Annotated in this window: 25 protein-coding genes; 15 read left to right on the top strand and 10 right to left on the bottom strand. The window is 67.7% G+C overall.

Going from position 1 to position 20,961, the window contains the following annotated elements; genetic code table 11:
- The first annotated feature begins 773 nt into the window (after positions 1 to 773).
- The 3 genes from ABT009_RS42080 (at position 774) to ABT009_RS42070 (ending at position 3,067) form a co-directional block, all read left to right on the top strand.
- Positions 774 to 1,145, top strand: a complete 372-nt coding sequence (locus ABT009_RS42080) for a hypothetical protein (protein ID WP_351307038.1) — start codon at positions 774 to 776, stop codon at positions 1,143 to 1,145.
- Positions 1,146 to 1,214: 69 nt separating this feature from the next.
- The gene (locus ABT009_RS42075) at positions 1,215 to 1,769 is read left to right on the top strand and encodes a hypothetical protein (RefSeq protein ID WP_351307037.1); all 555 of its coding nucleotides are present in this window, start codon (positions 1,215 to 1,217) and stop codon (positions 1,767 to 1,769) included.
- A 233-nt stretch (positions 1,770 to 2,002) separates the two neighbouring features.
- Entirely contained in the window at positions 2,003 to 3,067 is a 1,065-nt protein-coding gene (locus tag ABT009_RS42070; protein WP_351307035.1) for a DUF932 domain-containing protein, read from the top strand.
- Between the two features lie 251 nt (positions 3,068 to 3,318).
- Here ABT009_RS42070 and ABT009_RS42065 read toward each other — a convergent pair whose 3' ends face one another.
- Positions 3,319 to 3,372: a cytochrome b6-f complex subunit PetN gene (locus ABT009_RS42065; protein ID WP_351307042.1), complete on the bottom strand. Its 54-nt coding sequence runs from the start codon at positions 3,370 to 3,372 to the stop codon at positions 3,319 to 3,321.
- A gap of 2 nt (positions 3,373 to 3,374) precedes the next feature.
- Between ABT009_RS42065 and ABT009_RS42060 the strand changes: the two genes are divergently transcribed.
- The 3 genes from ABT009_RS42060 (at position 3,375) to ABT009_RS42050 (ending at position 5,233) form a co-directional block, all read left to right on the top strand.
- A complete protein-coding gene (locus ABT009_RS42060; protein WP_351307033.1) occupies positions 3,375 to 3,584 on the top strand; it encodes a hypothetical protein in 210 nt (69 codons plus the stop codon).
- 153 nt (positions 3,585 to 3,737) lie between these two features.
- Complete coding sequence (locus ABT009_RS42055) at positions 3,738 to 4,529, top strand: hypothetical protein (protein WP_351307031.1); 792 nt, start codon at positions 3,738 to 3,740, stop codon at positions 4,527 to 4,529.
- 455 nt (positions 4,530 to 4,984) lie between these two features.
- Complete coding sequence (locus ABT009_RS42050; RefSeq protein ID WP_351307030.1) at positions 4,985 to 5,233, top strand: hypothetical protein; 249 nt, start codon at positions 4,985 to 4,987, stop codon at positions 5,231 to 5,233.
- 246 nt (positions 5,234 to 5,479) lie between these two features.
- On the opposite strand, the gene ABT009_RS42045 is transcribed toward ABT009_RS42050, so the two are convergent.
- The gene (locus ABT009_RS42045; RefSeq protein ID WP_351307028.1) at positions 5,480 to 5,791 is read right to left on the bottom strand and encodes a methyltransferase domain-containing protein; all 312 of its coding nucleotides are present in this window, start codon (positions 5,789 to 5,791) and stop codon (positions 5,480 to 5,482) included.
- A gap of 317 nt (positions 5,792 to 6,108) precedes the next feature.
- On the bottom strand, positions 6,109 to 6,801 hold the full coding sequence (locus ABT009_RS42040; RefSeq protein WP_351307027.1) for a hypothetical protein: 693 nt from the start codon (positions 6,799 to 6,801) through the stop codon (positions 6,109 to 6,111).
- Between the two features lie 303 nt (positions 6,802 to 7,104).
- Here ABT009_RS42040 and ABT009_RS42035 point away from each other — a divergent pair, with 303 nt between their 5' ends.
- Both ABT009_RS42035 and ABT009_RS42030 read left to right on the top strand, forming a co-directional pair.
- Entirely contained in the window at positions 7,105 to 7,446 is a 342-nt protein-coding gene (locus ABT009_RS42035; RefSeq protein WP_351307025.1) for a hypothetical protein, read from the top strand.
- Positions 7,447 to 7,565: 119 nt separating this feature from the next.
- Entirely contained in the window at positions 7,566 to 8,261 is a 696-nt protein-coding gene (locus ABT009_RS42030) for a hypothetical protein (RefSeq protein WP_351307023.1), read from the top strand.
- A gap of 613 nt (positions 8,262 to 8,874) precedes the next feature.
- Here the strand turns inward: ABT009_RS42030 and ABT009_RS42025 are convergent.
- Together ABT009_RS42025 and ABT009_RS42020 are read right to left on the bottom strand one after the other, a co-directional pair.
- Positions 8,875 to 9,606, bottom strand: a complete 732-nt coding sequence (locus tag ABT009_RS42025; protein WP_351307021.1) for a 5-formyltetrahydrofolate cyclo-ligase — start codon at positions 9,604 to 9,606, stop codon at positions 8,875 to 8,877.
- Positions 9,607 to 9,627: 21 nt separating this feature from the next.
- Complete coding sequence (locus ABT009_RS42020) at positions 9,628 to 10,794, bottom strand: helix-turn-helix transcriptional regulator (protein ID WP_351307019.1); 1,167 nt, start codon at positions 10,792 to 10,794, stop codon at positions 9,628 to 9,630.
- 189 nt (positions 10,795 to 10,983) lie between these two features.
- Between ABT009_RS42020 and ABT009_RS42015 the strand changes: the two genes are divergently transcribed.
- Both ABT009_RS42015 and ABT009_RS42010 read left to right on the top strand, forming a co-directional pair.
- Entirely contained in the window at positions 10,984 to 11,412 is a 429-nt protein-coding gene (locus ABT009_RS42015; RefSeq protein WP_351307018.1) for an ATP-binding protein, read from the top strand.
- Between the two features lie 4 nt (positions 11,413 to 11,416).
- Positions 11,417 to 11,992 carry a hypothetical protein gene (locus ABT009_RS42010; RefSeq protein ID WP_351307016.1) on the top strand — a complete coding sequence of 192 codons (576 nt, stop codon included), beginning with the start codon at positions 11,417 to 11,419 and terminating at the stop codon, positions 11,990 to 11,992.
- 147 nt (positions 11,993 to 12,139) lie between these two features.
- Here ABT009_RS42010 and ABT009_RS42005 read toward each other — a convergent pair whose 3' ends face one another.
- Positions 12,140 to 12,610, bottom strand: a complete 471-nt coding sequence (locus ABT009_RS42005) for a DUF6247 family protein (RefSeq protein ID WP_351307015.1) — start codon at positions 12,608 to 12,610, stop codon at positions 12,140 to 12,142.
- A gap of 114 nt (positions 12,611 to 12,724) precedes the next feature.
- Here ABT009_RS42005 and ABT009_RS42000 point away from each other — a divergent pair, with 114 nt between their 5' ends.
- The gene (locus ABT009_RS42000) at positions 12,725 to 12,964 is read left to right on the top strand and encodes a DUF8825 domain-containing protein (protein WP_351307013.1); all 240 of its coding nucleotides are present in this window, start codon (positions 12,725 to 12,727) and stop codon (positions 12,962 to 12,964) included.
- On the top strand, positions 12,961 to 13,176 hold the full coding sequence (locus ABT009_RS41995) for a LexA family protein (RefSeq protein ID WP_351307012.1): 216 nt from the start codon (positions 12,961 to 12,963) through the stop codon (positions 13,174 to 13,176). Before ABT009_RS42000 ends, ABT009_RS41995 begins: the two co-directional genes overlap by 4 nt.
- Before the next feature lie 112 nt (positions 13,177 to 13,288).
- Here ABT009_RS41995 and ABT009_RS41990 read toward each other — a convergent pair whose 3' ends face one another.
- Positions 13,289 to 14,644, bottom strand: coding sequence for a hypothetical protein (locus tag ABT009_RS41990; RefSeq protein ID WP_351307010.1), 1,356 nt, complete (start codon positions 14,642 to 14,644; stop codon positions 13,289 to 13,291).
- A gap of 787 nt (positions 14,645 to 15,431) precedes the next feature.
- On the opposite strand from ABT009_RS41990, the gene ABT009_RS41985 reads away from it, so the two are divergent.
- Positions 15,432 to 15,575 carry a hypothetical protein gene (locus ABT009_RS41985; RefSeq protein WP_351307008.1) on the top strand — a complete coding sequence of 48 codons (144 nt, stop codon included), beginning with the start codon at positions 15,432 to 15,434 and terminating at the stop codon, positions 15,573 to 15,575.
- Positions 15,576 to 16,367: 792 nt separating this feature from the next.
- Here the strand turns inward: ABT009_RS41985 and ABT009_RS41980 are convergent.
- Entirely contained in the window at positions 16,368 to 17,804 is a 1,437-nt protein-coding gene (locus tag ABT009_RS41980; protein ID WP_351307007.1) for a helix-turn-helix domain-containing protein, read from the bottom strand.
- A gap of 130 nt (positions 17,805 to 17,934) precedes the next feature.
- Here ABT009_RS41980 and ABT009_RS41975 point away from each other — a divergent pair, with 130 nt between their 5' ends.
- Positions 17,935 to 18,129, top strand: a complete 195-nt coding sequence (locus ABT009_RS41975) for a hypothetical protein (RefSeq protein ID WP_351307005.1) — start codon at positions 17,935 to 17,937, stop codon at positions 18,127 to 18,129.
- 75 nt (positions 18,130 to 18,204) lie between these two features.
- Here ABT009_RS41975 and ABT009_RS41970 read toward each other — a convergent pair whose 3' ends face one another.
- Complete coding sequence (locus tag ABT009_RS41970) at positions 18,205 to 19,254, bottom strand: site-specific integrase (protein WP_351307003.1); 1,050 nt, start codon at positions 19,252 to 19,254, stop codon at positions 18,205 to 18,207.
- 46 nt (positions 19,255 to 19,300) lie between these two features.
- Here ABT009_RS41970 and ABT009_RS41965 point away from each other — a divergent pair, with 46 nt between their 5' ends.
- Positions 19,301 to 19,492 carry a hypothetical protein gene (locus ABT009_RS41965; RefSeq protein ID WP_351307001.1) on the top strand — a complete coding sequence of 64 codons (192 nt, stop codon included), beginning with the start codon at positions 19,301 to 19,303 and terminating at the stop codon, positions 19,490 to 19,492.
- Between the two features lie 198 nt (positions 19,493 to 19,690).
- Here the strand turns inward: ABT009_RS41965 and ABT009_RS41960 are convergent, their stop codons facing one another.
- A complete protein-coding gene (locus ABT009_RS41960; RefSeq protein ID WP_351307000.1) occupies positions 19,691 to 20,944 on the bottom strand; it encodes a beta-ketoacyl-[acyl-carrier-protein] synthase family protein in 1,254 nt (417 codons plus the stop codon).
- Positions 20,945 to 20,961: the final 17 nt, after the last annotated feature.

Raw genomic sequence — 20,961 nt, 5'->3', positions numbered from 1 at the left:
CGCGGTTCGCTCCGCGAACACGACGCGCCGCCGCTACGCGGCGGGCAATTCCCTTGCTCCGCAATGGAATTGATTTGTCGTCACTCCGTGACGAGGGCTCGAATCGCTCCGCGATTCGAGCCGCAGGAATTCGCTCCGCGAATTCCTGAAAAGCGCAGCAAGGGGGCAGCCTCTCCCGCATCCTGACAATCACTCAAACCTTCCCTTTTTATTTGCTCCGTAATTTTCTCACCTCTAAGGGGATTTCACCAACTCGCCTGTTGCACATAATGCTTCTAATTTCTCGTTACTTTCGCTCTATTTTCTTGAAGGGTTCGTGCGAGTACGCCCGTCGCACTCTCAAGGACAGCCTGTGGCCAAGGCCGCGCCCAGCGTGGACGATCGCCGCTGAACGCGTTCGGGCGCGCCAGCGCCCCGAGCGCGGCGGCGCCGCCGACGCGCAACAGGAACACGGCCCGCCCGATCCCCGAGACCGCCGCGCCGCCCACGCTTCCCCACCCCTTCCCCTACTTCCTCCAACGGGACGGGGCAGAGCGGCAGCAGAGGGGATGTCAGCAAGCCGACCATGCCCAAACAGGCCTGTGAGCTGGGGTGACGAGAAAGCCGGCCGTCAGGGCGCGCAACACCTACCGCAACCCCCAGCACAACAGGTGGTGCAACATCCACCGCAACACGTGGTGCAACAGGTCTTCCGCCCAAGGCCAACACACACTATTATTTGAAGTCCGGGGTAGGCGACCCCGGGAAACGCAGTGATCAACGAAGGGGAAGACGTGGAAATCCAGATCTCTGGCGGAATCGTTCGCCGAGTACGCGGCGGCCAGGGCGCCCCCATGACCGGCCTAGCGATTCAGGCCCGCACGATCGCGAACTTCCTGCCGCTGATCTGCGAGCGGGCGGGAGCGAACATCGTCCACAACGCCGACGCCAACTACACCGGAATTCGATTTGATACCAAGGTCGGCCCGGTGGTTCTGGAAATTCCGTCGGGTGACCGTCCTTACCGGATCGTTCACGAACTGATCGAGCCGGACGAGAAGGGCCGCACCGAGGTGGAGATGCGGCGCATTTCGCAGATCTACAAGCCGCAGGGGATCGCGCACATCACGGCCGAATTCCTCAGGACGCGGGGATTCCTGAAGTAATCCGCCCGGGGGTGCCCCGCTGGGTGCGCCCCCGTTTCACCCGGCAGCAGCAATACGAGAAGGGGAGTCATGGAGAGCACGCGGATTGTCGAGCAGGCCGAGGAGACCGGGGCGCCGCTCACCAACGCAGAGCGGGAGCAGGCGAGTTACGCGCTGTGGGAGTTGGCGCGCAGCGAGGCGGACCCGGATGCGCTGAGGGTGCCGCGCGAGCAGTTGGAGTTGGTCCGTCCGTTCTTCGAACTGGGGTGGGCGCTGGGTGTGCGGACCGGTCACTCCGGCCCGGCCCTGGCAGATGTGCCGGTGGACCGCACCACGGTCGCGCGTGCATTCGTCCTGCTGATGTCCGAGCGGGTGGCCGATGCACTCGTGATCGCCGTCGCGCGGAGTCTGGACCCGCAGCACGCTGGACCGGTGCTGTGGCAGAAGGTCCAGTACCACGGAAGTGTGATGAGCCGTCATGGGTCGTATTGGGTGAGCGCGATTCACGCGTACGCCGACCCGTTCGGGGAGGCTCCGGAGCTGCGTTACGACCTGTGCGATCTGGCCGCGCCGGGGCACGTGGCCAAGGTGACCAACGTGCGGCGGCAGAGTCTGACGGCGTTTCCCGTACACCGCACGTTTTAAGTGTGCAGGTCAGGGGTGGGTTCACACATCCCTGACTCACACTATTATTGTAGTTGTCCGGGGGTGGTGGCCCCGCCCCCGGATCCGCAGAGATCAACAACGAAGGGGAACACACCGCATGACTCAGCAATTCGCCGAGCGCGCCAACCAACGTCGCCCCCACCGGCGCCCGCAACGCCGACCTCTCGGACCTGGTCCGCATTCTGGAGGACCAGCAGCGCCGGAAACTGGACGTGATCGCCCCCGCGTCCGCGCTGCGCTTCCGTGAGGGCAACGTGCACGTCGAGGGCGTGGAGTCCCTCATCACCGACGACGGCGTGACGGACGTCGACGGCATCTACCGCCCCACCGCCGTAGCCGACGAGGGGATCTCCGACAAGCTCCGCATCCCGCTCGCCTACCTGCGCCGCATGCGCGCCGAGAACGTCCCGCTGCTGGACGAGAACGTCAACGCGTGGCTGCGCGAGGAGCCGGAGCGCCGGTTCATGCTGCGCGCGTTCCGGGGCGAGAACGCTCCCGGCATGCCGCCCGCCGAGGGCGTTGCCCGCGCGCTGCTGAGCGACAGCTACAAGCTGATGGACAACTTCGACATGCTGTTGGCCGCCCTGGACGGGGTGCGGCAGTCCGGCCACCCCACACGCGTGACCGGCTGCGACCTGACCGACCGGCGCATGTACGTGCGGGTGGAGTCCGAGGCCGTCGCCGTCCAGGCCCGTGCGCTGCTGCGCGGTTACCGATCCCCGTTCGACGGGCGCAGCGGTGACGAACTGCCGATGATCTCGGCCGGTTTCGTCATCACCAACAGCGAGGTTGGCTCCGGGGCGTACACCATCACCCCGCGCGCGGTGATCCAGGTGTGCCGCAACGGCATGACCATGGCCAAGGACGTCATGCGCGCCGTGCACCTCGGCGGAAAGCAAGGCGAGGGCGTCATCTCGTGGTCCGGGCAGACGCAGCGCAAGACGCTGGAGCTCATCACCTCCAAGACGGCCGACGCCGTGCGCACCTTCCTGTCCCGCGAGTACATCGAGGCGAAAGTGTCGGGGATGGAGGCAGCCGCCGGTAAGGAGCTCGCCGAGCCGACGAAGACGATCGAGCACGTCACCAAGACGCTCAGCATCGCAGTCGAAGCCAAAGACATGATCCTTACCCACTTCGTGCGGGGCGGTCAGATGACGGCCGGAGGCATCATGCAGGCCATCACCTCGACCGCGCAGACCCTGACCGACGCCGACCAGGCCGCCGCCCTGGAAGCGCTCGCGGTACCCGCCCTCACGGCCGCCGCCGCGCACGGCTGACAGGCCCACGTGCGGGCCGGGGGTCTCCCCGGCCCGCACGGGGCGGGCCCCACGGCCCGCAGGCGCGGAGCGCTCCCCTACCCCGCCAGGGGCGCGGAGCGCGCCCGCCCGCCCCCTGCCGCTACGCGGGGGCGGGCGCGCCAGAAAGACCGTCTGCGAGACCCGATGCGGTGCGCACCACGGAACGCACGCCCACCGCCCCGCCGGCCTCGTTCCACCGCCGCCAAGGAGCGAAGCGCCATGCCCACTCCCTACCCCGCGCCGGTTCTGCCCCAGCTCACCAACGACAGCGACGAGGAGAACACCCGTGGGTGACAAGCCCGCCGTCACGCCCGACGGCTACTGCACGAACACTGAGCCGGTCCCCGGCAACACGCGCACCGTGAACGCCCACGCGGCGGGACCGAAGTTCTTCCGGATGCACGGCCGCCGCTACGCCCAATGCCCGTGCGGCCGCGAAACGTCCCTCACCGAGCGGGGCAACCTCCGCCGCCACAAGCCGCCCAAGGAGGCGTAGCTCACCGCCGCCGTTCCCGCCGCCCAGCAAGGGAACTTCCCGGGCCAGCGCGCCACTGGGCCGAAGCCCTGCCGCCCCGATGTTGCCCTCCCCTTCGGCGGGCGCGGGGCGGCGGGCCCGTCCATCCAGCCGAGCCCCGAGGAGCCGCAGCCCATGACCAGCCCGCACCTGATCGTTGACACGCCTTCCGGTATCGGGCGCGCCACAGCCGGCCCGCGCGGGGCCGACGCCGTGGTGTACACGCTTGCCGGGGCGATGCGCGGCGTCGCCGGCACCCACCACCCCCGCCACTGGGACCGGTTCACCGTCCTGCGCGCCAGTCTCGGCCCCGTCGACGCCGTCCAGGCCACCGCCCCCGACGAGATGCTTCCGCGGCTCGCGCGCAGCACCGCTGGCTACCGCCCCCTCTGGTGGGACGCTCACCGCCCTTCCGTGTCGCTCAGCCCGCTGGAGTCCACCGCCGGACACGCCCCCTCGGAGAAGACAGCAGCGACGCTCACCGCCGTGCTGCGCGCCTGCGCCGACCATGTCGCGCAGCGCACCGATCTGCCCTCGCTCCTGGACGCCGCACGCCAGCGTGAGATCCCTGCGCTGCTGCGCTTCCTGGAGTGGTCGGCTCATAACACCCGCGCCAAGGCCGCCCGCTACGGCCAGGGGGCCGCAGCCGCGCCCCGGGCGCAGCGGCTCGTTTTGGCTGCTTGGTGGACCGCTGCCCGCTGGTTCGCCGCCCATCCGCACGCTGTGCTGCTGGCCCTGCTGGTCGACTTCCCCAACTCGCTGGCACGCCGAGCCGACTCGATGACGTGGTGGGCCCAGTACTGCCTGACCGCCGCCGGGGAAGAACGCGGGCGCGCCGAGCGGGCCCAGGCTGAAGCCGCCTTCCTGCGCGCCCAGCAACGACCCCACCGGCACACCCGATGCCCAGCTCTTGTTAGCGCCGACTGACAACGAGCTCGCTGTCAACCGCACGTCAGGGGCGGGTTCCCCGCCAGCAAATACACACTATTATGGACGCTGTGAGAGGGGGCACGCATCCCCCGCTCGGCCCCCTCTCGCACCCTGCACTGACGGCCGAAGGAGCTGCCTTGCCCAAGGACGGCGCTTCGCCGGGCTCGCGAGACCGCTGCCCACCGCCCGCGAAGCGGAACGGACGTCAGCGTTAACGAGGCCGTCGCCTACAACCGCAGCGGCTGCGCACTGCCGATGCCCGACGACCACCTCGACGACGCCGTACGCGCGCTCGACTTCCCCTACTCGGCGCCGGCCCGGAGACCCGCGCCATCCGCGCCGCCGTCGCCCACCTGGAAGCCAGCTACGCAATCACGGTCACCAATTGACCGCTAGCCCGCCCAGACCCGCGGGCCGCCCGCCCGGGGCGGCCCGCCGCGGAAGGAGACCTGGTGTTCCTGGTCGTACCCGACCCCGCTCACGGCCTTGTGGCCGCCCCTGAATCAAGCCTCGCCCTCACACCCGACAGCGAGCGGCTGCTCAGCATCGAGGGGTTCGCCTGGAACGGCGAGATCGAAGCCTTCACCCGACAGTGCGACAACATCCCTGCGGCCGTGGACCGCACCTCCGCCCTACTGCGCGAACTGGGCCACTACGTGCTCGCCTCCTGGACGCCACTGCCGCACGCGAAGGCGACCTGACAGGCACCGCCCCCTCCAGCAGGCACCGCCCTGCCACGCCGAGCCACACACACCGCCCCCAGGAGAAGGAGCCCGTCATGCGGGAGCGCTACACATGCGCCGATTGTGCCGCCCGGTGCTGATAGCGCGACCTGACATCGAGGCCGGCACCATGATGCGTCCGGCGGCGAGCCCGAGAGGAAGCCCCGCCCGTCCGCCACGGGGAACAGCGGACGGACGGGCAGCTGAAGAGCTGTTGTCCCGCGGTCACGCCCAGGTGAGGCGTTGCCCGTCGGGGCCGATGTGCAGCCGCATGCGGTCGGTCGGTGGTCGACCGGCCGCATGCCACTGCATGAGACGTTCCGTGATCTGATCCCACAGCCGCGCCGATCCGCCCTGCCGGACCATCCACTGCCCGCCGTCTTGGAAGGCCACGGCCCAGGCCCCAGCGTCCACGTCGATCACGACGTGTTCCGCTCGGACGTCCCGTTCAAGCGTGAGCCGCTGGACATGCGGCACGGCGAACTGCACAACGAACCGGGCCGACCAATCGTCGAGCACGTCGCCGCCGAGTGCCATCGGCTGCGCGTCGCCCTCGCCGAGGTCAGACAGCCCATACCCGGCCCACCATCCGTCTCCGACGGCCAGTTCACCTTCTTCACCGGCGCCTGCCCGCCGGAGGAATCCGCAGAAGGGGCGGCACGGTGAAGGCCCCGGCCGAGGACGTGGCGGAGATTCCGACGGCGTCGGACCGGTGCCAGCGGTGACGGGAGCGCAAGCACTCCGGTCACCGACCTGTTCTCGCACCTGCTCCGGCACGCCTCCGCGACCCACAACTACGGTGTTTCTCCTCATCTGTTCCTTCTTATTTGCCTTTCGACGGATGTCGCGGATGCTCAGCGGAGGATATTGACGGCGCGGGCCACCACGAGCCCCGCGGTGACCAATGAGATGGCGGACTGCATGAGCATGAGCAGCTTCGCCCATCGCGACATGGGCATCGTGTCCGTGGGGCTGAAGGCCGTGGCGTTGGTGTAAGAGACGTACAGGTAGTCGAAGAACGCGGGCTCCCAGTCCCTGTCGGCCAGTTCCGGTGCCTGCATCTGCGGGAAGAGGAAGTCCGGCCGGGGCTGGTGGGCGTGCGCGCGGGCCACCGGGCCACCGCGGTCGAACTCCCAGTACCACAGGGCGAAGACCACGACGTTCGTGCCCCAAATCGTGGCCGCGAGGAACAGCAGCAGGCCCGCGGAGCCGCCCTCGGTGCCCGCGATCAGACCACGGATGAGCAGGACCAGCGACCACGCGTTGCCCAGGCTCGCCACCGCCGCCAAAGCCAGGGATGCGGCCCGGAGCGGTACCGACGCCCGATTGATCCTCGCCGGATTGCTCACGACGAGGACAGCGAGGAAGACCCCCTCCAAGGCCGGTAGAAGCCAGTGCGGGTGGACGGTCAGCCGCCCCGGCTCCACCAGTTGCATGCCGATGATCAGCGCGATCACCAAGGCCGCCGGCCACCGGTACTCCCCTTCGGTCGGCCGCCGCCATGCGGGAACTTCGGGCTCGTGCGGAACGCCGTCCGTACCGTCCATGCCGTCGGTGCCTCTCTCGGGTGACGTTGTGGTGACGGGCACGATACGGCGCGCGGCCCCCGCCGGGCTCCATGCCCCCGGCGGTACGGCGGCCCGGTCGGGCCGCTCTCGGCCGACAACGTCGGACCCGACACAAACCTCCTAGTCCAGCAGGTCCGCGCCGCGCTCAGCGACCTCCGCGTAAGGCCGTCAACTTGGCCGTCCAGACCGACCCTGCTGCGAGGCCTGCAGTCGCCCGTCCGCCGGTGACGGCGACTGCAGGCGACCGACCGCCCCTCTACCCTGAAAGGCATACTGGCTGTGATGACGACGACCACTCAGCGCCTCCTTGACCTGGCCGCTGCCTCACGGGCCGCGCACGGCGAGGCCCTGGTGCTGCTGCTACGCGAAGGCAATGACCTGTATCAGCAGGGGCTACAGGAGACCCGTCAGACCGTAGCGGCGCGCTTCAGTGCGCTCCCCACACGCGAACTGGTGGCTGCGGCGGAGATGGCCGGCATGCCGTGCGACGCGGCGCAGGACCGTAGCGAGGCTCTCCTGCTACTCGCCCTGGTCGAGTGGGAGATGACTGCGGCGGCCATGGCCTACTCAGAGATGGCCGAGGACGCCGCCCGTCGCGGCGTCAGCCTGATTCCGGAGGAGTGAGGGCCGACGCCCGGGAGAAACCTGGGCAGCGGACTGGACCCCCATACCCAACTCCTGCCATTATGAGCATTGCGAGCCGGGCAGGCCGGCTCCCCACCGACAGGATGGACGCTCTGGCCATGGCCGCCCGATCCGCGCCCCGCCTGACGGACGCTGCGGAAGTCGCCGCAGAGTACGGACTGTCGTCCGCGCGAATCAGCATGCTGTACAACCAGCGGGAGGAGAACGGCTTCCCCGAAGTCGCAGGCCAGCGCGGCCGCGCCCGCCTGTGGAACCACGCCGAGGTCACCGAGTGGTTCGCCCAGCGCCAGCCCGCCCGGCTCCGGCAGCACACCCCGCCCACCCGGGAGCCGGACGAGCTCCTCAACGCCGCCGAGGCATCCAGGTTTCTCGGTTACAAGAACCCCAACCAGGTCACCACCTACGTGCGCGACCACCCCGGCTACTTCCCCGAACCCGACGTCGTCGAGGAACTCGGCACCCCCGAGAACCCCTACCGCCGGCAACTGTGGCGGGTGCAGACGCTTCTGGACTGGATGGCCACCCGCCCAGGCCGCGGCAAGCGCAGCGGCGCGAAACGCGCAGCGCCATCCCTGCCCGAGGTGCCCGTCGACGGTGACCCCGAAGAGTTGCTGGGAGCATCGCAGGCCGCGGCCCTGCTCGGGTTCAAGAGCGTCAACTCCTTCAGCAGCAGTCTCGCCCAGGGCAATCTGCCGCTCCTGGAGACCCCGGACGCCCTCACGGAGAAAGGCGGGCGTCGGCGGTGGACTCGCCGGCGCATCCTCGGGCAGGCTGCGCAGAGAAGTTCCAGTTGAATACGAGGGCAGGCACGTACGCGCCCACCGCCCCACAGACGCGACATCCGGTTACGGGTTGTTGATCCCCTGCGGACCGGATGCCGCACGATGGCCGGCATGACGTGGCTCGCCACCACGTTCCGCAGCAGCATCCCGCCGCTGCGGACCGGCCATCTCAACTTCTTATCCCCCCTCGCCTTCCACCCGGCCACCCTGGCACGTTCGCCTTCCTGGGGTTCACGTTCCGGCAACGCGAGGCGCGGGGGCCGAACGGCCAGAGATTCTGGACATTTCGTTCCCGCGGCTAGCAAGGATGCACGGGTTCGGCGTGGGGGCGGTGGATGAGCGGGAAGGCGAGGACGTTGCCGCGGTCGGCGGCGACCATGGCGGTGTCGTCGAGGAGGACGTGGACGGAGCTGCTCACGCGGCGTCTGCCTGTATCAGGCGCTGGTCCAGTTCCCCTCTCGAGCGCGTCCCGCTCACTTTGGGTGGGTTGTAGCCGTTCCATTCCTGCAGGACGGCCTTCGCCTCCTCGGCCCGGTCGGCGTGGGTGAGCAGGGTGGTGGCGAGGCGGGCGAGGTAGGACCGCGGCTGGCCGTCCCGGTGGGGCGCCTTCTACGTCCCTGTCCGCTTATTCCCCGCTCGCCGGCGCCCGCGCCGCGAGTGCCGGAATGGATGCGATCTTCGCTGCGTCCAGGTGTGCCCACAACAGCCCGGCCGGGCGGTGTGGCGACGGGCAGGCGATGACTTCCTCAGGAGTGATGATCAGGTCCACTCCGAAGTCGTGCTCCGTTGTGGGGAGTTCCTCGTCCAAAACCTGGAGTGAGTGGACCGTGGAGACGACCACTGTCCGCTCGCTGATCAACCCGGCCTCCGTCAGGAAGGCGAACTCCAGATCCGAGTAGCCAGCGCCCTTGCCGATCCGCACCCCGGCCCGGTTCACCGCGACGCTGCCGACAACCACCATGTCCACCGGCTGGAGTTCGGCGACATCCACCCTCGGAGCGACGGTAGCCGCAATCTTGCTGGAGGCTGCCTCGTGCGGTCGTACCGGAAGAACCCCGGGGTCGAGCAGGTAGAAGGGGCGCGGGTCGGCGAGCTTCGGCACTGCCATGAATACCGTCTTGCCCTCGGACAAGGCGCGTGCGCGCACGGGCAACTGTGCCTTGTCCGGCACAGCCTTGATCACCCGCGCGTCCTGCCATGCCGAAAGCTTCGCGAGCCGGTCCGCGGCGGCATCAGAGCCTTTGAAGTTCGGGATACGTCCATGGGCAGTCGCGTCGAACACGGCGCCCTCTGCGTCGAGCAAGTCCCACACGCGCTCGCGTACTCGTTGTTTCTCGTCATCCACGTGTGTGCGCACGTCAGGCTCCTTCATGCCGTGTCACGTCGCTTCCATCAGCGCCATCAGCCGGTCCTGCGCCTCCTGCACCGCTGATTCGTTCCGCCAGAGGCGCAGTTCCCGGGCCGCTCGGAAGACGATATTCATCCCACCACCTCCGCGAGTGCCGTGCAGTTCGTTTACGGCGTCGTTGAACGCGGTGAGCGCCGCGTCCAGATCCCTTTGGCGAATCCGCGCCAGGGCGAGGTTCCCGAGGACGATGGCTCGCGACTTGCGGCGATCGTGCAGCTCGGCCGCCGTCTGTGTGAGCAGCTGCTCGGCTTTCCGGTAGTCGCCGAGAGTGAGGTAACAGGAGCCCGCGAGACGCCCCAGGTGGGTTGGCGAGAACAGGTCGTGAGCGGCATCCGCGCCGTGGGCATGTGCCAGGTGCTTCTCCGCACCGGCGAGGGCGCGTTCGCATGCATGGCCTTCACGCAGGTAGGCATGGGCCTCGGCGGCGTGCAGCATGGCGAGGCCGGTGAGGACGTGACTCGTGTACCGGGCGGTGCGGGCGGCTTGGAGTGCGAGGGCGAGTCCTTCTTGGTGGTCGCCTGCCCCGTAGAGGGCCACGTAGCAGGTCCGTAAGAGCGCATGGCCTTCTGCATTCGGGTCCCGCAGATGGCGAGCCACCTCGACGCTCTGCGCGTAGTAGGACCGCGCCGTCGTGTGGTCCCGTCGCTGGGACGCGTCCCAGACGAGCTGTCCCATGAAGGTCGCGGCGTCCGCCTGCAGGACGCGCATCTCCCGCTGAACGCGACCGGCCGGCGCTTCCGAGGCGAGGAAGGCGACGCGGCTCGCGTGTTCGCCCGCATGGGCCAGCAGAGTGGCGGAAGGCAACCGGTCGTAACGCTCGCCCAACGACTGTATTCCGTCGCGTAGTTCAGCGACAGTCGCCAGGTCCACGCGCGACGGGTAGCGCATGGCGTACTGCGTGCGCTCGGTGAGGGGTCTCTCGACGTCCGACGCCACCACGAGGAGCTCACTCAACTCTTCGGCCGTTACCTCCAATACCTCCGCCAGACGGGGCCTGATCCAAGGCTGCGGACCTGCTTTCCCTGACTCCCAGCGCGTGACGGTGGATCGCTCCACACGGAGCACTTCCGCCAGGCGCTCCTGGGTGAGGCCCACCGCCCGGCGGCGCCTAGCAAGGCCGTGCCGTTTCAGGGCCATCGGATGGTTCTCCTGGGTATTCCGTCGTGACGTCTGAAGGCGAAGCATCACAGGTCATGCCCGGTGATGCGTCATGAATGCCTCATCTGTGCACCAATTCTGCTCTGGTTCAGGGCCCTTGGGAGCGGTTCCGTAGAGGTCCACGGCACGGACATAACCTCACGCACCGCCACTGGGACGGAGAACAGCATGGGACCAACGCCAAGCAGCGCCGAGCGATCCACGCCGCGGCAACGGGTGTTCGTCCATGGCGAGGTATCCGTCGGCGCTGCGCGCACGTTTGTCGAACATACGCTCGCAGAGTGGCGGATCTCCGACCGAGTCGACGACATCCGGCTCTGTGTCTCGGAGTTGGCGACCAACGCCCTGGTCCACGGAACGCCCAAGGCGACCGGCTTTCTTGTACAGCTCAGCAAGGACGGCCAGCTGGTGCGTGTTGAAGTACACGACACCAGTTCGTCCCTGCCTGCGCCGCAAGTTCCGGACGTCGACAGCGATAGCGGGCGTGGATTGCTCCTCGTCGCCGCCTGTGCAGACGGATGGGGCGTCGAACCGTACGCCGATCACAAGGTCGTCTGGGCGGAGTTCAAAAACGACGTCACGAGCACGGTCGGGTGATCGCGTGCTGACCCCCGATCGTCTGCTTGCCGCCGAGGGCAGGCGTATCACGCCACGCATCAGCATCAACGTTCCCCTCACCGTCCGCACGTGGATCGGCGCGGATTCCGGCGGATACGCGATCGGCTTCGCCCTCCTGGCCCATCCGCCGGCGCACTGGCTCGATGCTGCACCGGCCGACGTCAACCACCGCATGCGCGCCCTGGCCTTCGCGGCCGGCCTCCGACCGCCCGACCAGCCCGTGGCTGATTTGGGCACTTGCCTGACCGTACGCGGCGGCTGCGTTCGGCTTCGCTTCGAGCGCCTGCACCAGGGCCTCACCCTGCCCGCACACGAGCACTGGAAGAGGCTGCTGCTTACCAGACCGGAGGTCGCTCTCGTCGTGGGCCTCGCGCCGCTCGCAGCGGATGCCACGGCTGAGGAAGCAAACCGCTACCTCGAACACGGCGTACGCAACGGCTACCTCATGCTCGGCCGCGTACACGCCGAACACCCCATGCGTCCGTCTCCTCGTCACCACTCAGTGGACCTCATGGAGACGGCTGCCCGAACCATCGACGAAGGGAAGTCCCATGACTGAGCACATCGACAACGAACAGGGCGCGGGTGTTGCCCGCGGCCTGGGCGCATAACTGCTCTCAGCCCTTGGCGGCCTCGGCGTTGGCGAAGCGGATGTCCCACTCGTCGTCGGCGGGCGGCGGGGCTGCGCGGTCGCCGCGCTTGGGGCTCACGCGGCGGTTCCTGGCTCGGGTACGGGCCCGTAGTCCTCTCCGGAGTCGGTGGTGAGTGCGGCGTACAGCTCGGGGTCGGCGTGCACTTCGGCGGTGTGCCGCCATTCGGTGATGAGCTGGGCGACGGCCGCGGTGTTGTCGAGCTCGGCGGCGGCGCCCAGGGCCTCGACCAGCTCGACGGAGAACTCGCGGACGTCGTGTGCGGGCAGGTAGCGCACCCACGGGAAGGCGCCCGGCAGTACCTCGAGGACCAGGGTGCGGCCCTCGGGGGTGCGCATCATCTCCACGAACATCCGGCTCGTGGCGCCCATGACCTCTTGGTCCTGCTCGGCGCGCGCGGCCGTGGTCAGTACCAGGTCCTCGTCGTCTCGACGGCGGAGCAGTATCCGCCGGGCACCGCGGAGCCCGGCCAGCGTCAGCTTGGGCTTGTTCAGCAGCTCCGACAGGTTCGTTTCCAGCACGCTCATAACTTGAAGCTTAGTTGACAAGTCTCGAGATGGCTCCCCGTTCCACCCGTTTCGCACCACAGGGCGAGCCTGTCGGCGTGCACCAGAAATCGAACACGTGCTTGAATTTCGGCCATGGCGTACTTCCCCACCTTTCCGCCCGACCTGGTACAGGCCCAGCGCGAGTGGATCCGCACCTACGCGGCGCTGGCCCAGCAGCCGCTCCGCACGGCACCCCTGCGCCGACGCCTGCAGCTGCTGTCTTGTCGCCTGGCCTCGCACCCTTTCTGGGCTACGGAGGCGGGCCGGTCGCCGGCGGCCCGGATGGAGCTGCGCCAGCAGGCGCGCAGGCAAGAGGAGACGGAGGCGTCATGAGCGATGACCTCACCGACCGGCAAGTGCGCATCCTGCGGTGCATCAGGGAATGGATCGCTGAGCACGGCGAGGGACCGTCGATTCGTGAGATCGGCAAGCGCGTGGGCCTGTCGAGCTCGTCGTCCGTGGCGTACCAGCTCGGCAAGCTGGAGCAGCAGGGAATGATCAGCCGCAGCGGGCAGCGCTGGCGCTCCTGCCGCATCGGGCACTGAGAGATGCCCTCTGGAAACGCGCCCGAGGCCGCAGCCTGCCAGCGCCCGGCGACAGCAGACGTACGACTCCACGCCGGACCCTGCTGGGAGCCTACGGACCCTCGGCGGTTGGTCAGGACGGCTTGGAGATTGCAACCCTAATAAGGGGCTTCGGCCGCTTAGTGTCGATCATGTCGATCCGGGCACTCACTTCCATGCCCACCGCTGGCTCAAGCCCGTTGAACTGTGTGGCGTGCACGAACGCCGACACTGGGGCGGCAGACCCAAGGTCAACCATGGCGTATCCGCGGTCGGAAACATAACGCACGATGCGACCCGGTAGCACCTGTCCCGGGACAAGGTGCTCGGTCCAGGCGTTCGGCTGGTGGATAAACCTGAGCATTCCTGTGGCGCGCTCGAAGCGGAAAGTCCCGAAGAGCCTCGTGCCCACTGGGAAGTGCTGCACCAAGTCCTGGATGGACTCCCCCTCAGGCAGGTCCGCCTTGGTCATCGCTGCGATACGCAGAGGTTCGGACATGTCCCTGACCACGAGCTGTTCGGAGTCGCCTGCTTCTACTTGAGCCCACCCGGTCGCCAGCTCGTGATCCACGTAACCAGGCTGAATCCTCATCTCGACTGCGGGAACCGGGAGAGCGTCGCTTACGGCGACTTCTAGTCGCCGCCCCGCGTCAGCGAGGCCGTAAGCATCGAATCTGTAGCTGAGAATGCGGAACTGCCCGTCCAAGGAGGACGGCACGGGGCTGCCGTCAGCTACCAGGACAATCATGCGCTTGTGCAGAGCCATGGCCCATGCACATGCCATGGCTACGGCCGAGGACTGGATCGTGAAATCGATGACCACCACAGAAGCGCGCTGGATGCCGTTCCACGCGGTGTCGAGAGGACTGCTGGAGCCGTCAGAGACTCCGCCCACCCTTTCCGCCTTCAGTCCAAGTCGCTCAATCGCCGGGGCATAGATGTCGGCGTAGAGCTCATCGAAGTTCTGCACCCCGAACCGCTCGGTCATGCGGGCGCCATACGACATCGCGAAATAAACCGTTTCGCCTACCTGCGAGATAGTTTGTGTAGAGTTCGGGTTATTTACCGAGGATGCGCTCCTGGTCGGCTTGGATGAGACGACAGCCTCGTCGACGGACCCCTCTTGCGTGTCGGCCGGACGGGGAAGTGACAGCCGGGCAGCACGCCACAGTTTCCTAAACCGCTCAACCTCAGGTTGCGGGTCCAGCTCCGGAATGCGGTCCGCGAGTTCCTCGACGACCAGTTCCAGCACTCCCCACCGGGGCAGTTCCGCCTTGACGAAGGTCTCATGAACGGTGGTATGGCTCAGCACCCCTGGACCCATCGCCCTGGATAGGTCCCGCATGGAGGGACAGTCCGCGAGCAAGTGCAGCTCGTGCAGCTCGTTGTTCAGATCGAGCAAGGGGCCGGGCGGCAGCTTCGGTCGAGCAACTCCGTCTCTTCTGCCCACGCCTCACTCCAAGTTGTAAGCGGTTGTCAGCTGCCGATCCTCTCGCATCTGGGATCGTCAGGTCACGTCAGTGCCTGTCAGCAGTTGTCGGGGCACGTCAGCGGCGACATCAACGAATCGAGCCTGGGTGAAACAGATTGGAACTCACCGAGGAGGACTCGTGACCGACGACCGCACTCGCACCATGGTGGCTCTGCTGGGCACCGGATTCGCCGGGCTGATCGCGGTGTTCGCACCCGGCCTACATTCCGGCCCTGACCCTGGCGGTGGCAGTGTGGGTGGCCCTGGCGGTGTACCTGAAGCTGTGACGACGGACGGCACACCCACCTGGGCCACTTTCACAAACCTGTTCAGTAGGACGGCCTAGGGCAGCGTCAAGTACGGGATGCCCCGCGGGTTCAGGGCCGCGTTATTCATGGCATGTACCGGGGCTCAGGTCAGCCCCGAGCGAGGTCCTGGGCAGTGATGGTGGCGAACTTCCGAGCCGGTCTATGGCCGACTCGCAGTTTCTCGCGGCTCCCTACGAGCTGGTCGTACGGCATGCACGGGTACGGGAACACCGCAGGCCAGCCACTGTGCGACACGCGATGGCGCCGAAAGTGCGACCAAACCCCAGATCTAGTGGTTGGGTTGTAGTAGCAGCCCAGAAGTTGTGGTCCCTCGGTCCTTCAACGCCGCTACCACCGCTTATGCTTGGGGCTGCTCCAACAGGTGCCACCTTGTTCTTCGCCTCGGCGTGAGGTGAAGGCCCAGTTCTGGGCCCCTTCGGTACCTGTTGGAGGTACGGATGGCGCACGACAGCGAGCACGCGAAAGCACGGCGAGTACGGAGACTGTCCCCAGGGCAGGTCGTGATCGACTGGCTGACCGTGACTGCAGCGATCGTGGAGATCATCGACAAGGTGGTCAACATCCTGAGCCACGGGATGTGACGATGGCCCCGGACGTACGGCACGAGCTCGTAACTGAGCCCGGCCGGATACTAGACGGCCGGGCTCACAGTTAGGCCACTCGCGGAGGGCCGGGCTGGCGGCAACCGGCTTCGGCCCTCTCTGAGGATCTCTATCTTCCACGGATGGAAGATGTTGTTCCACGAGTGAAACATAGACTCACCTTAACTCACCAGCCCATAGCCTCAGCGTGGGCAGACCGTAGCGAGGCCGGGCTGAGACGTGCTCGGCGTCGGCCTGGTCGCGGCGGGTTCGCCGGACGGGTCACCACGACGGCGACGCGCTGAGCGGAGCGCCCACGACGGGCCTGACCACATCGCGGCAGCTGCTGCTCCCCCGCAACCACGGCGAGCGGTGCGGCCTGCTCACGCCGTGTATGCGTGACGGCGGCAGTACGGCGAGTGGTCCAACTCCGTCCGGGTCGACGGCTCACTCCGAACCCCGGCCCGGCTCCCCTCCCCGCCCCGCCGGCCTTTGCGACGCGCACAACCGAGCCGCTGCGCAGTCGGGAGCGCGCCCGCCATGTAAACCGCCCACCGTGGCCGTGCTCTGGCAGCGTCCAAGAACTGATCGGTTCATGGACGAGTCAGGGCCGCCGGGCGGAATGCCTGGCGGCCCTGTTGAGTCGTGTTCAGGAAAGGTGTTCAGCTGGTGTCCGCTTGAGACGGGCGCACCGCGGCCCTTGAACCGTTGCCCACGTGCTCGCCGGATGGTCGGGAGGATGTGGCCAGGCCGCTGGCGGCGCAGAACCTGCTCCAGCTCGCCGCATGGCGTCTACCCATCGATGACCACGTCGTCCAGTCTGATCTTGGCGCGGAGTACCTGGTAGGGGTGGCACTGCGGGCAAACACGGACCCTGTACTTGATTTCCTGCTTCTTGGCTTCCGGCTTGGTCATCCCCATCGTGGTCGTCAGCCACTGTTCATCGTGGTTGGACATGACAGCTTCGCAGTCTCGGAGATGCAGCATGGGGCGTCGCCATGCCTGGCGTTCCATATGCCACTGGGCGACTGGTAGTCCGGCATCACGAAGAGCTTGCCGATCTTCTTTGGGGCGGGCTGCCGCGAAGAAAGCCAGACCCTCCAGTTGCCGGCCCTCAGAGCGCTGTGCGAAGGCCACCGCGAGTCGGAGGATCATGTCGACGGAGCTGAGACGGCCCACTATAGGCAGCAGTGAATCCCCGAGCGGCGCCGGAGGAACGCTTATCTGGAAGTCGCCTGTGCCGTAGCGGTCATCGGGCCCGACTGCCAATGCCAAGCGCCGCAAGTGCGGCCCGGGGCAATTTAGTGCGGCTGCTTCCAGCAGTTTCGCCGCATCGACCCGACGTCCAGCGTCTTTAAGTGCACCGTGCAGTCGGGCAACGACCGCCGGATCGTGGCCTTGAGCGACGTCGGCGAGCAGGCCGTCTGCCTCTTCGTCCCGATCGGCATCGCGCAGGTCGTCCAGCGTCTCGACGATCTGCTCGGCATCCAATCTTGTTGGGTCGACCTTCCGGCGCTGCTCCGGGAGCTTTGCACCGTGCTCCCACTGGTCCAGTGCGTGCTGGGTTTCGGCAGCCATCTCCTCCGCGTGCTGAGCGTCGCGCTGTTGGAGTTGAAGTAGGGCACCGGTCTGGGAAACCAGGTCTTCCAGCTCGGCGACCCGCTGCAGTGCGCTGTCTCGCTCCGCCTCCAACCGGCGTATCTGTTCATCGCGATCTGCCACACCGGCCTGTCGAAGCCGTGCAATCTCCTGCTCGGCACGGCGTCGGTGGTCACGTTCGTGTTGCATCTCGGCCTGCAGCGCGGCGAGGGAGCGGGCCGTTTCCGCCCGCTGCTCGTGCAGCTTCTCTTGAAGTTCCGCGATCTCGTACGCACGGGCGAACAGCGGCCCCTTCGACCGAGCGAAGGCATACAGCAGGGCCCGACTCTCCCGAGCCGCCTCGTCAACGGAGTACTCGGCATTCCGGCTGGCGAGTAGCTGATGGAGACTGGTGAGAAGCTGCGGTTGCGGCAGATCCTCACCCGACAGGTAGCGCGACAGCCGGGTGGCATCAACGCCGAGCGCCGCGGCCAGATCCGAGGAGGTCATCCCGCTGCGTTCGCGCAGGGCCCGCAGATGCTCAGCGAAAGCTCTCTGCTCTTCTCCGAGATCGTCCCTGAGCGGTGACAACCGCGGCAGATGCCCCCGCGGCATCGACACAACAGTTCGCTCCGCTTGCTCTTCGGTCACTGGTCCTTCCCGATTGCGCGGCCCGCAAGATGCGCGAGACACCGCAAGTTGGTCTTGCTCTCTGTCACAACACGCCTGCCGAGATGTGGAGTTGACCTTAGTCGGACCGTCCGGCGGAGAGGAGACCACCATGCCCACCGCACCCATCCCGCAGCACCATGAGCTCAGCGCGCGTCCGCGTCGATTGGGGGAGCTCGAGGAACGCCACCGGCGGTACCGACGCCGGGCCAAGGTGCTGCTGTGGCGTGCAGCGCTCGGTGCCGCTTACGCAATAGGCACGGGCGTGGTCACGATCGCTGTGCACTGGATCGTCACCTCGGTCTAATCGAGCGGCGAGGAGGGAGGATCGGTTGCCCGGCTGATCCCCCCCTCCTCGCCTCTCACGCACGAAGGATCCCAGCTACAGCACGCCGAGCAGGGCGTTGTCCTCCCACTGATCGACGACTTCGAGGTAACCGGCGAGGACCTTGGAGTGCGGGGCCCATCCGCCCTGCTTGGCGATGACGATCTGGTCGTGGCCCTTCAGGCGGGACGAAGTTGCGAGCCCGCGGCGGGGGCTGTGGCCGGTGAACCGGATCTCGATCCCGGCGCGCTCGCCAGCGCGGGTGATGACATCGCCGATGGACTCGGGCTGCAGCCCGCCCTCCATGACGGTGTGCCAGCGGGAGTGCAGGCGGCGCCAGGCGTACCCGTCGGGGTCGTCCAGACAGGCGGCCTCCTTCCAGGCCTGCCAGGCACGGACGGGACAGATCGAGAGGCGGGAGCCGTAGGGGACGGGGACGACGCGGGGGCGGACCTTGGAGACACGCAGGTCGGCCTGGATGCCGCCGGGGGCGTCGGCGTAGTCGCGGACCCTGGTGGAGGCAAGTTCGTGCTCGCGGCCGGCGACCGCGAAGTGCATGAGCACCAAGGCGCGGTCGCGGATGCCCATGAGGTTGTCCGGGCACGCGGCGCTGATGCTTACCAGGTGGTCGACCAGCAGCGGCGGGGCCTGACCCCGGCCGCGCGTCTCCCCCTTCTCCTCCATCTCCTTGACCAGCTGCTTGAGCCGGTTGCGGGCGAGACGGGCGATGCCGTCCTCCAACCTCATGCCGTGGTCGGCACGGGCGGAGACGACCGTGCCGGAGATGCGGCGGTCGATGGTGGACGGGGCTGTGAAGGTGCCCTTCTTCCATCCGGGCTGGGTCCACAGCCACTCCACGAACATCACCAGGGTGCCGGGGGTGACGGCGAGCAGGGGCACGCCGGACTCGGCGCAGAACTTGGTCCAGCTCGCCCAATCCTGGGCGTAGCCCTTGCGGGTCCGCTCCGGGCGGCCGTCGGCGACCGTGCGCACCGCTTGGTGGTCGATGTGGTCGAGCGCGGCCCGGGTCGCGGCGTCGTACTCCTCAGGCCGACCCGGCGCCGCCGGGATGACGACCGCTTCGACCGCGTTCTGACTGTCTGCCATGAGCCGCCCCGTTCATCCGGTTTGAGCCCTTCCATGGACTCCGGACATGGGGAGCTTATCCGGAGTTCAGGAGTCGGACCGCGGCTCTCCGCGATCTCCGGCGCCAAAGTTGCGCGACATCGGCAAGCGGCTCGTCATCACCACGGCCGCGAAGAAGGGCCAGCACCCGTCGCCCGCCACCGTCATGCGGATGCTGCGTGAGCACGACGAGCAGGCCGCCATGGCGGTGAGTACGTGATCATCCCGCTACTTCGGCCTGGGGGACCAATGGAACAGCGAGTATCGGTGAGATCGATCTTGGTCGGCTTTGGCGGCGGGGCGGGCCAGTCGACTTCCCGTGGGTGAGATTGCCGGGCGACCTGACCATCAGCGGCAGCGTGGGAGTGGAGTGAACCTGCTGGTCATGGGCAGATCTATCACCCGCGGGCGAGGCCGTTCAGGAAGCGAGGACCAAGGTGGCGTTATGGCCGCCGAAGCCGAAAGAGTTGCTCAGGGCCGCCAGTGGTCCTTGAGGAAGTTGGCGCGGTGATCCGGTCACTATGTCCAAGCCGATTGCGTCGTCGGTCTCTTCTGCGTTGAGGGTCGGGGGCACGACGCGGTGGTAGAGGGCCAGCAGGGTGGTGATCGCCTCGACGGGGCCGGAGCCGCTCTGCAGGTGTCCGATCATGGACTTGGGAGCCGAGACGGCGATCTGGTCGGTGTGGGCGCCGCACACACGATGTAGGGCTCGGGCTTCGGCGAGGTCTCCGGCCGGTGTGGAGGTGGCGTGGGCGTTGACATGGGCGATGTCGGTGACCGACAGGCCGGCGTCGGCGAGCGCCCGGGTGATGGCTTTGGCCGCACCGAGTCCCTCGGGCTGCGGCTGGGCGATGCGGTGCCCGTCGACAGACATTCCGATACCGAGGATCCGGCCGTAGACCCGGGCACCGCGGGCGCGGGCATGGGCCTGCGACTCAAGGATCACGATGCCCGCGCCCTCGCCGAGCAGGAAACCGTCCCGGCTCTTGGCGAAAGGGCGGGAGGCACCCTGCGGGTCGTCGTTACGTCGGGAAAGGGCACGCATGGCGGCGAACCCGCCCAGGCCGAACGGGTGGATCGGCGCCTCGGCGCCGCCGGCGATCACGACGTCGGCCCGGCCCAAGCGAATCATGTCCGCCGCCAGCCCGATGGCCTCGGCCCCCGAGGCACAGGCGCTCACCGGCGCATGGGCACTGCCCTGGGCGCCGTACTGGATGGCTATCTGCGCCGCCGAGCTGTTGGGCAGCAGGGAGGGCACCGCGTAGGGCGACATGTGCTTCCAGCCCTTGGTCTGGAGCGTCTGATGCGCAGCGAGCATGGTCTGTGCGCCGATGGTGGAGGAGACCGCGACCGAGAGCCGCTCGGTGTCCAGCTCCGTAGCGGTATCGAGGCCGGCGTCCGCCCAGGCTTCGTGTACGGCCATCAGCGCCAGCTGCGTGACGCGGTCCATCCGGCGCGCCTGCGCGGGCGGGAGGGCTGCCGCGGGGTCCACGGCCGCGGGTGCGGCGATCCGCACCGGCAACTCATGGGCCCACGGTTCGTTCAAAACCCGGGCTCCTGACCGGCCTTCCAGCATGCCCTGCCAGCTGGAGGTGACGTTGGCGCCCAGGGGCGTGACCGCTCCGAGTCCGGTGACCACGACATCCGACGCTCCGGCGGAATTCTCTACCACGATCTTCCTCATTCAGT

This window comes from Streptomyces sp. NPDC002896 (genome assembly GCF_040295225.1).
Classification (GTDB): domain Bacteria; phylum Actinomycetota; class Actinomycetes; order Streptomycetales; family Streptomycetaceae; genus Streptomyces.
The sequence above is the reverse complement of the archived record's forward strand: the minus strand, read 5'-3'. Positions and strand labels throughout refer to the sequence as shown.

Excerpts from the sequence above, each read along its gene's own strand:
- ABT009_RS42075 (WP_351307037.1), top strand. The coding sequence starts at position 1,215 with ATGGAGAGCACGCGGATTGTCGAGCAGGCCGAGGAGACCGGGGCGCCG.
- ABT009_RS42055 (WP_351307031.1), top strand. The coding sequence starts at position 3,738 with ATGACCAGCCCGCACCTGATCGTTGACACGCCTTCCGGTATCGGGCGC.
- ABT009_RS42045 (WP_351307028.1), bottom strand. The coding sequence starts at position 5,791 with ATGGCACTCGGCGGCGACGTGCTCGACGATTGGTCGGCCCGGTTCGTT.
- ABT009_RS42040 (WP_351307027.1), bottom strand. The coding sequence starts at position 6,801 with ATGGACGGTACGGACGGCGTTCCGCACGAGCCCGAAGTTCCCGCATGG.
- ABT009_RS42035 (WP_351307025.1), top strand. The coding sequence starts at position 7,105 with ATGACGACGACCACTCAGCGCCTCCTTGACCTGGCCGCTGCCTCACGG.
- ABT009_RS42030 (WP_351307023.1), top strand. The coding sequence starts at position 7,566 with ATGGCCGCCCGATCCGCGCCCCGCCTGACGGACGCTGCGGAAGTCGCC.
- ABT009_RS42020 (WP_351307019.1), bottom strand. The coding sequence starts at position 10,794 with ATGGCCCTGAAACGGCACGGCCTTGCTAGGCGCCGCCGGGCGGTGGGC.
- ABT009_RS42015 (WP_351307018.1), top strand. The coding sequence starts at position 10,984 with ATGGGACCAACGCCAAGCAGCGCCGAGCGATCCACGCCGCGGCAACGG.
- ABT009_RS42005 (WP_351307015.1), bottom strand. The coding sequence starts at position 12,610 with ATGAGCGTGCTGGAAACGAACCTGTCGGAGCTGCTGAACAAGCCCAAG.
- ABT009_RS42000 (WP_351307013.1), top strand. The coding sequence starts at position 12,725 with ATGGCGTACTTCCCCACCTTTCCGCCCGACCTGGTACAGGCCCAGCGC.
- ABT009_RS41995 (WP_351307012.1), top strand. The coding sequence starts at position 12,961 with ATGAGCGATGACCTCACCGACCGGCAAGTGCGCATCCTGCGGTGCATC.
- ABT009_RS41985 (WP_351307008.1), top strand. The coding sequence starts at position 15,432 with ATGGCGCACGACAGCGAGCACGCGAAAGCACGGCGAGTACGGAGACTG.
- ABT009_RS41975 (WP_351307005.1), top strand. The coding sequence starts at position 17,935 with ATGCCCACCGCACCCATCCCGCAGCACCATGAGCTCAGCGCGCGTCCG.
- ABT009_RS41970 (WP_351307003.1), bottom strand. The coding sequence starts at position 19,254 with ATGGCAGACAGTCAGAACGCGGTCGAAGCGGTCGTCATCCCGGCGGCG.
- ABT009_RS41965 (WP_351307001.1), top strand. The coding sequence starts at position 19,301 with ATGGGGAGCTTATCCGGAGTTCAGGAGTCGGACCGCGGCTCTCCGCGA.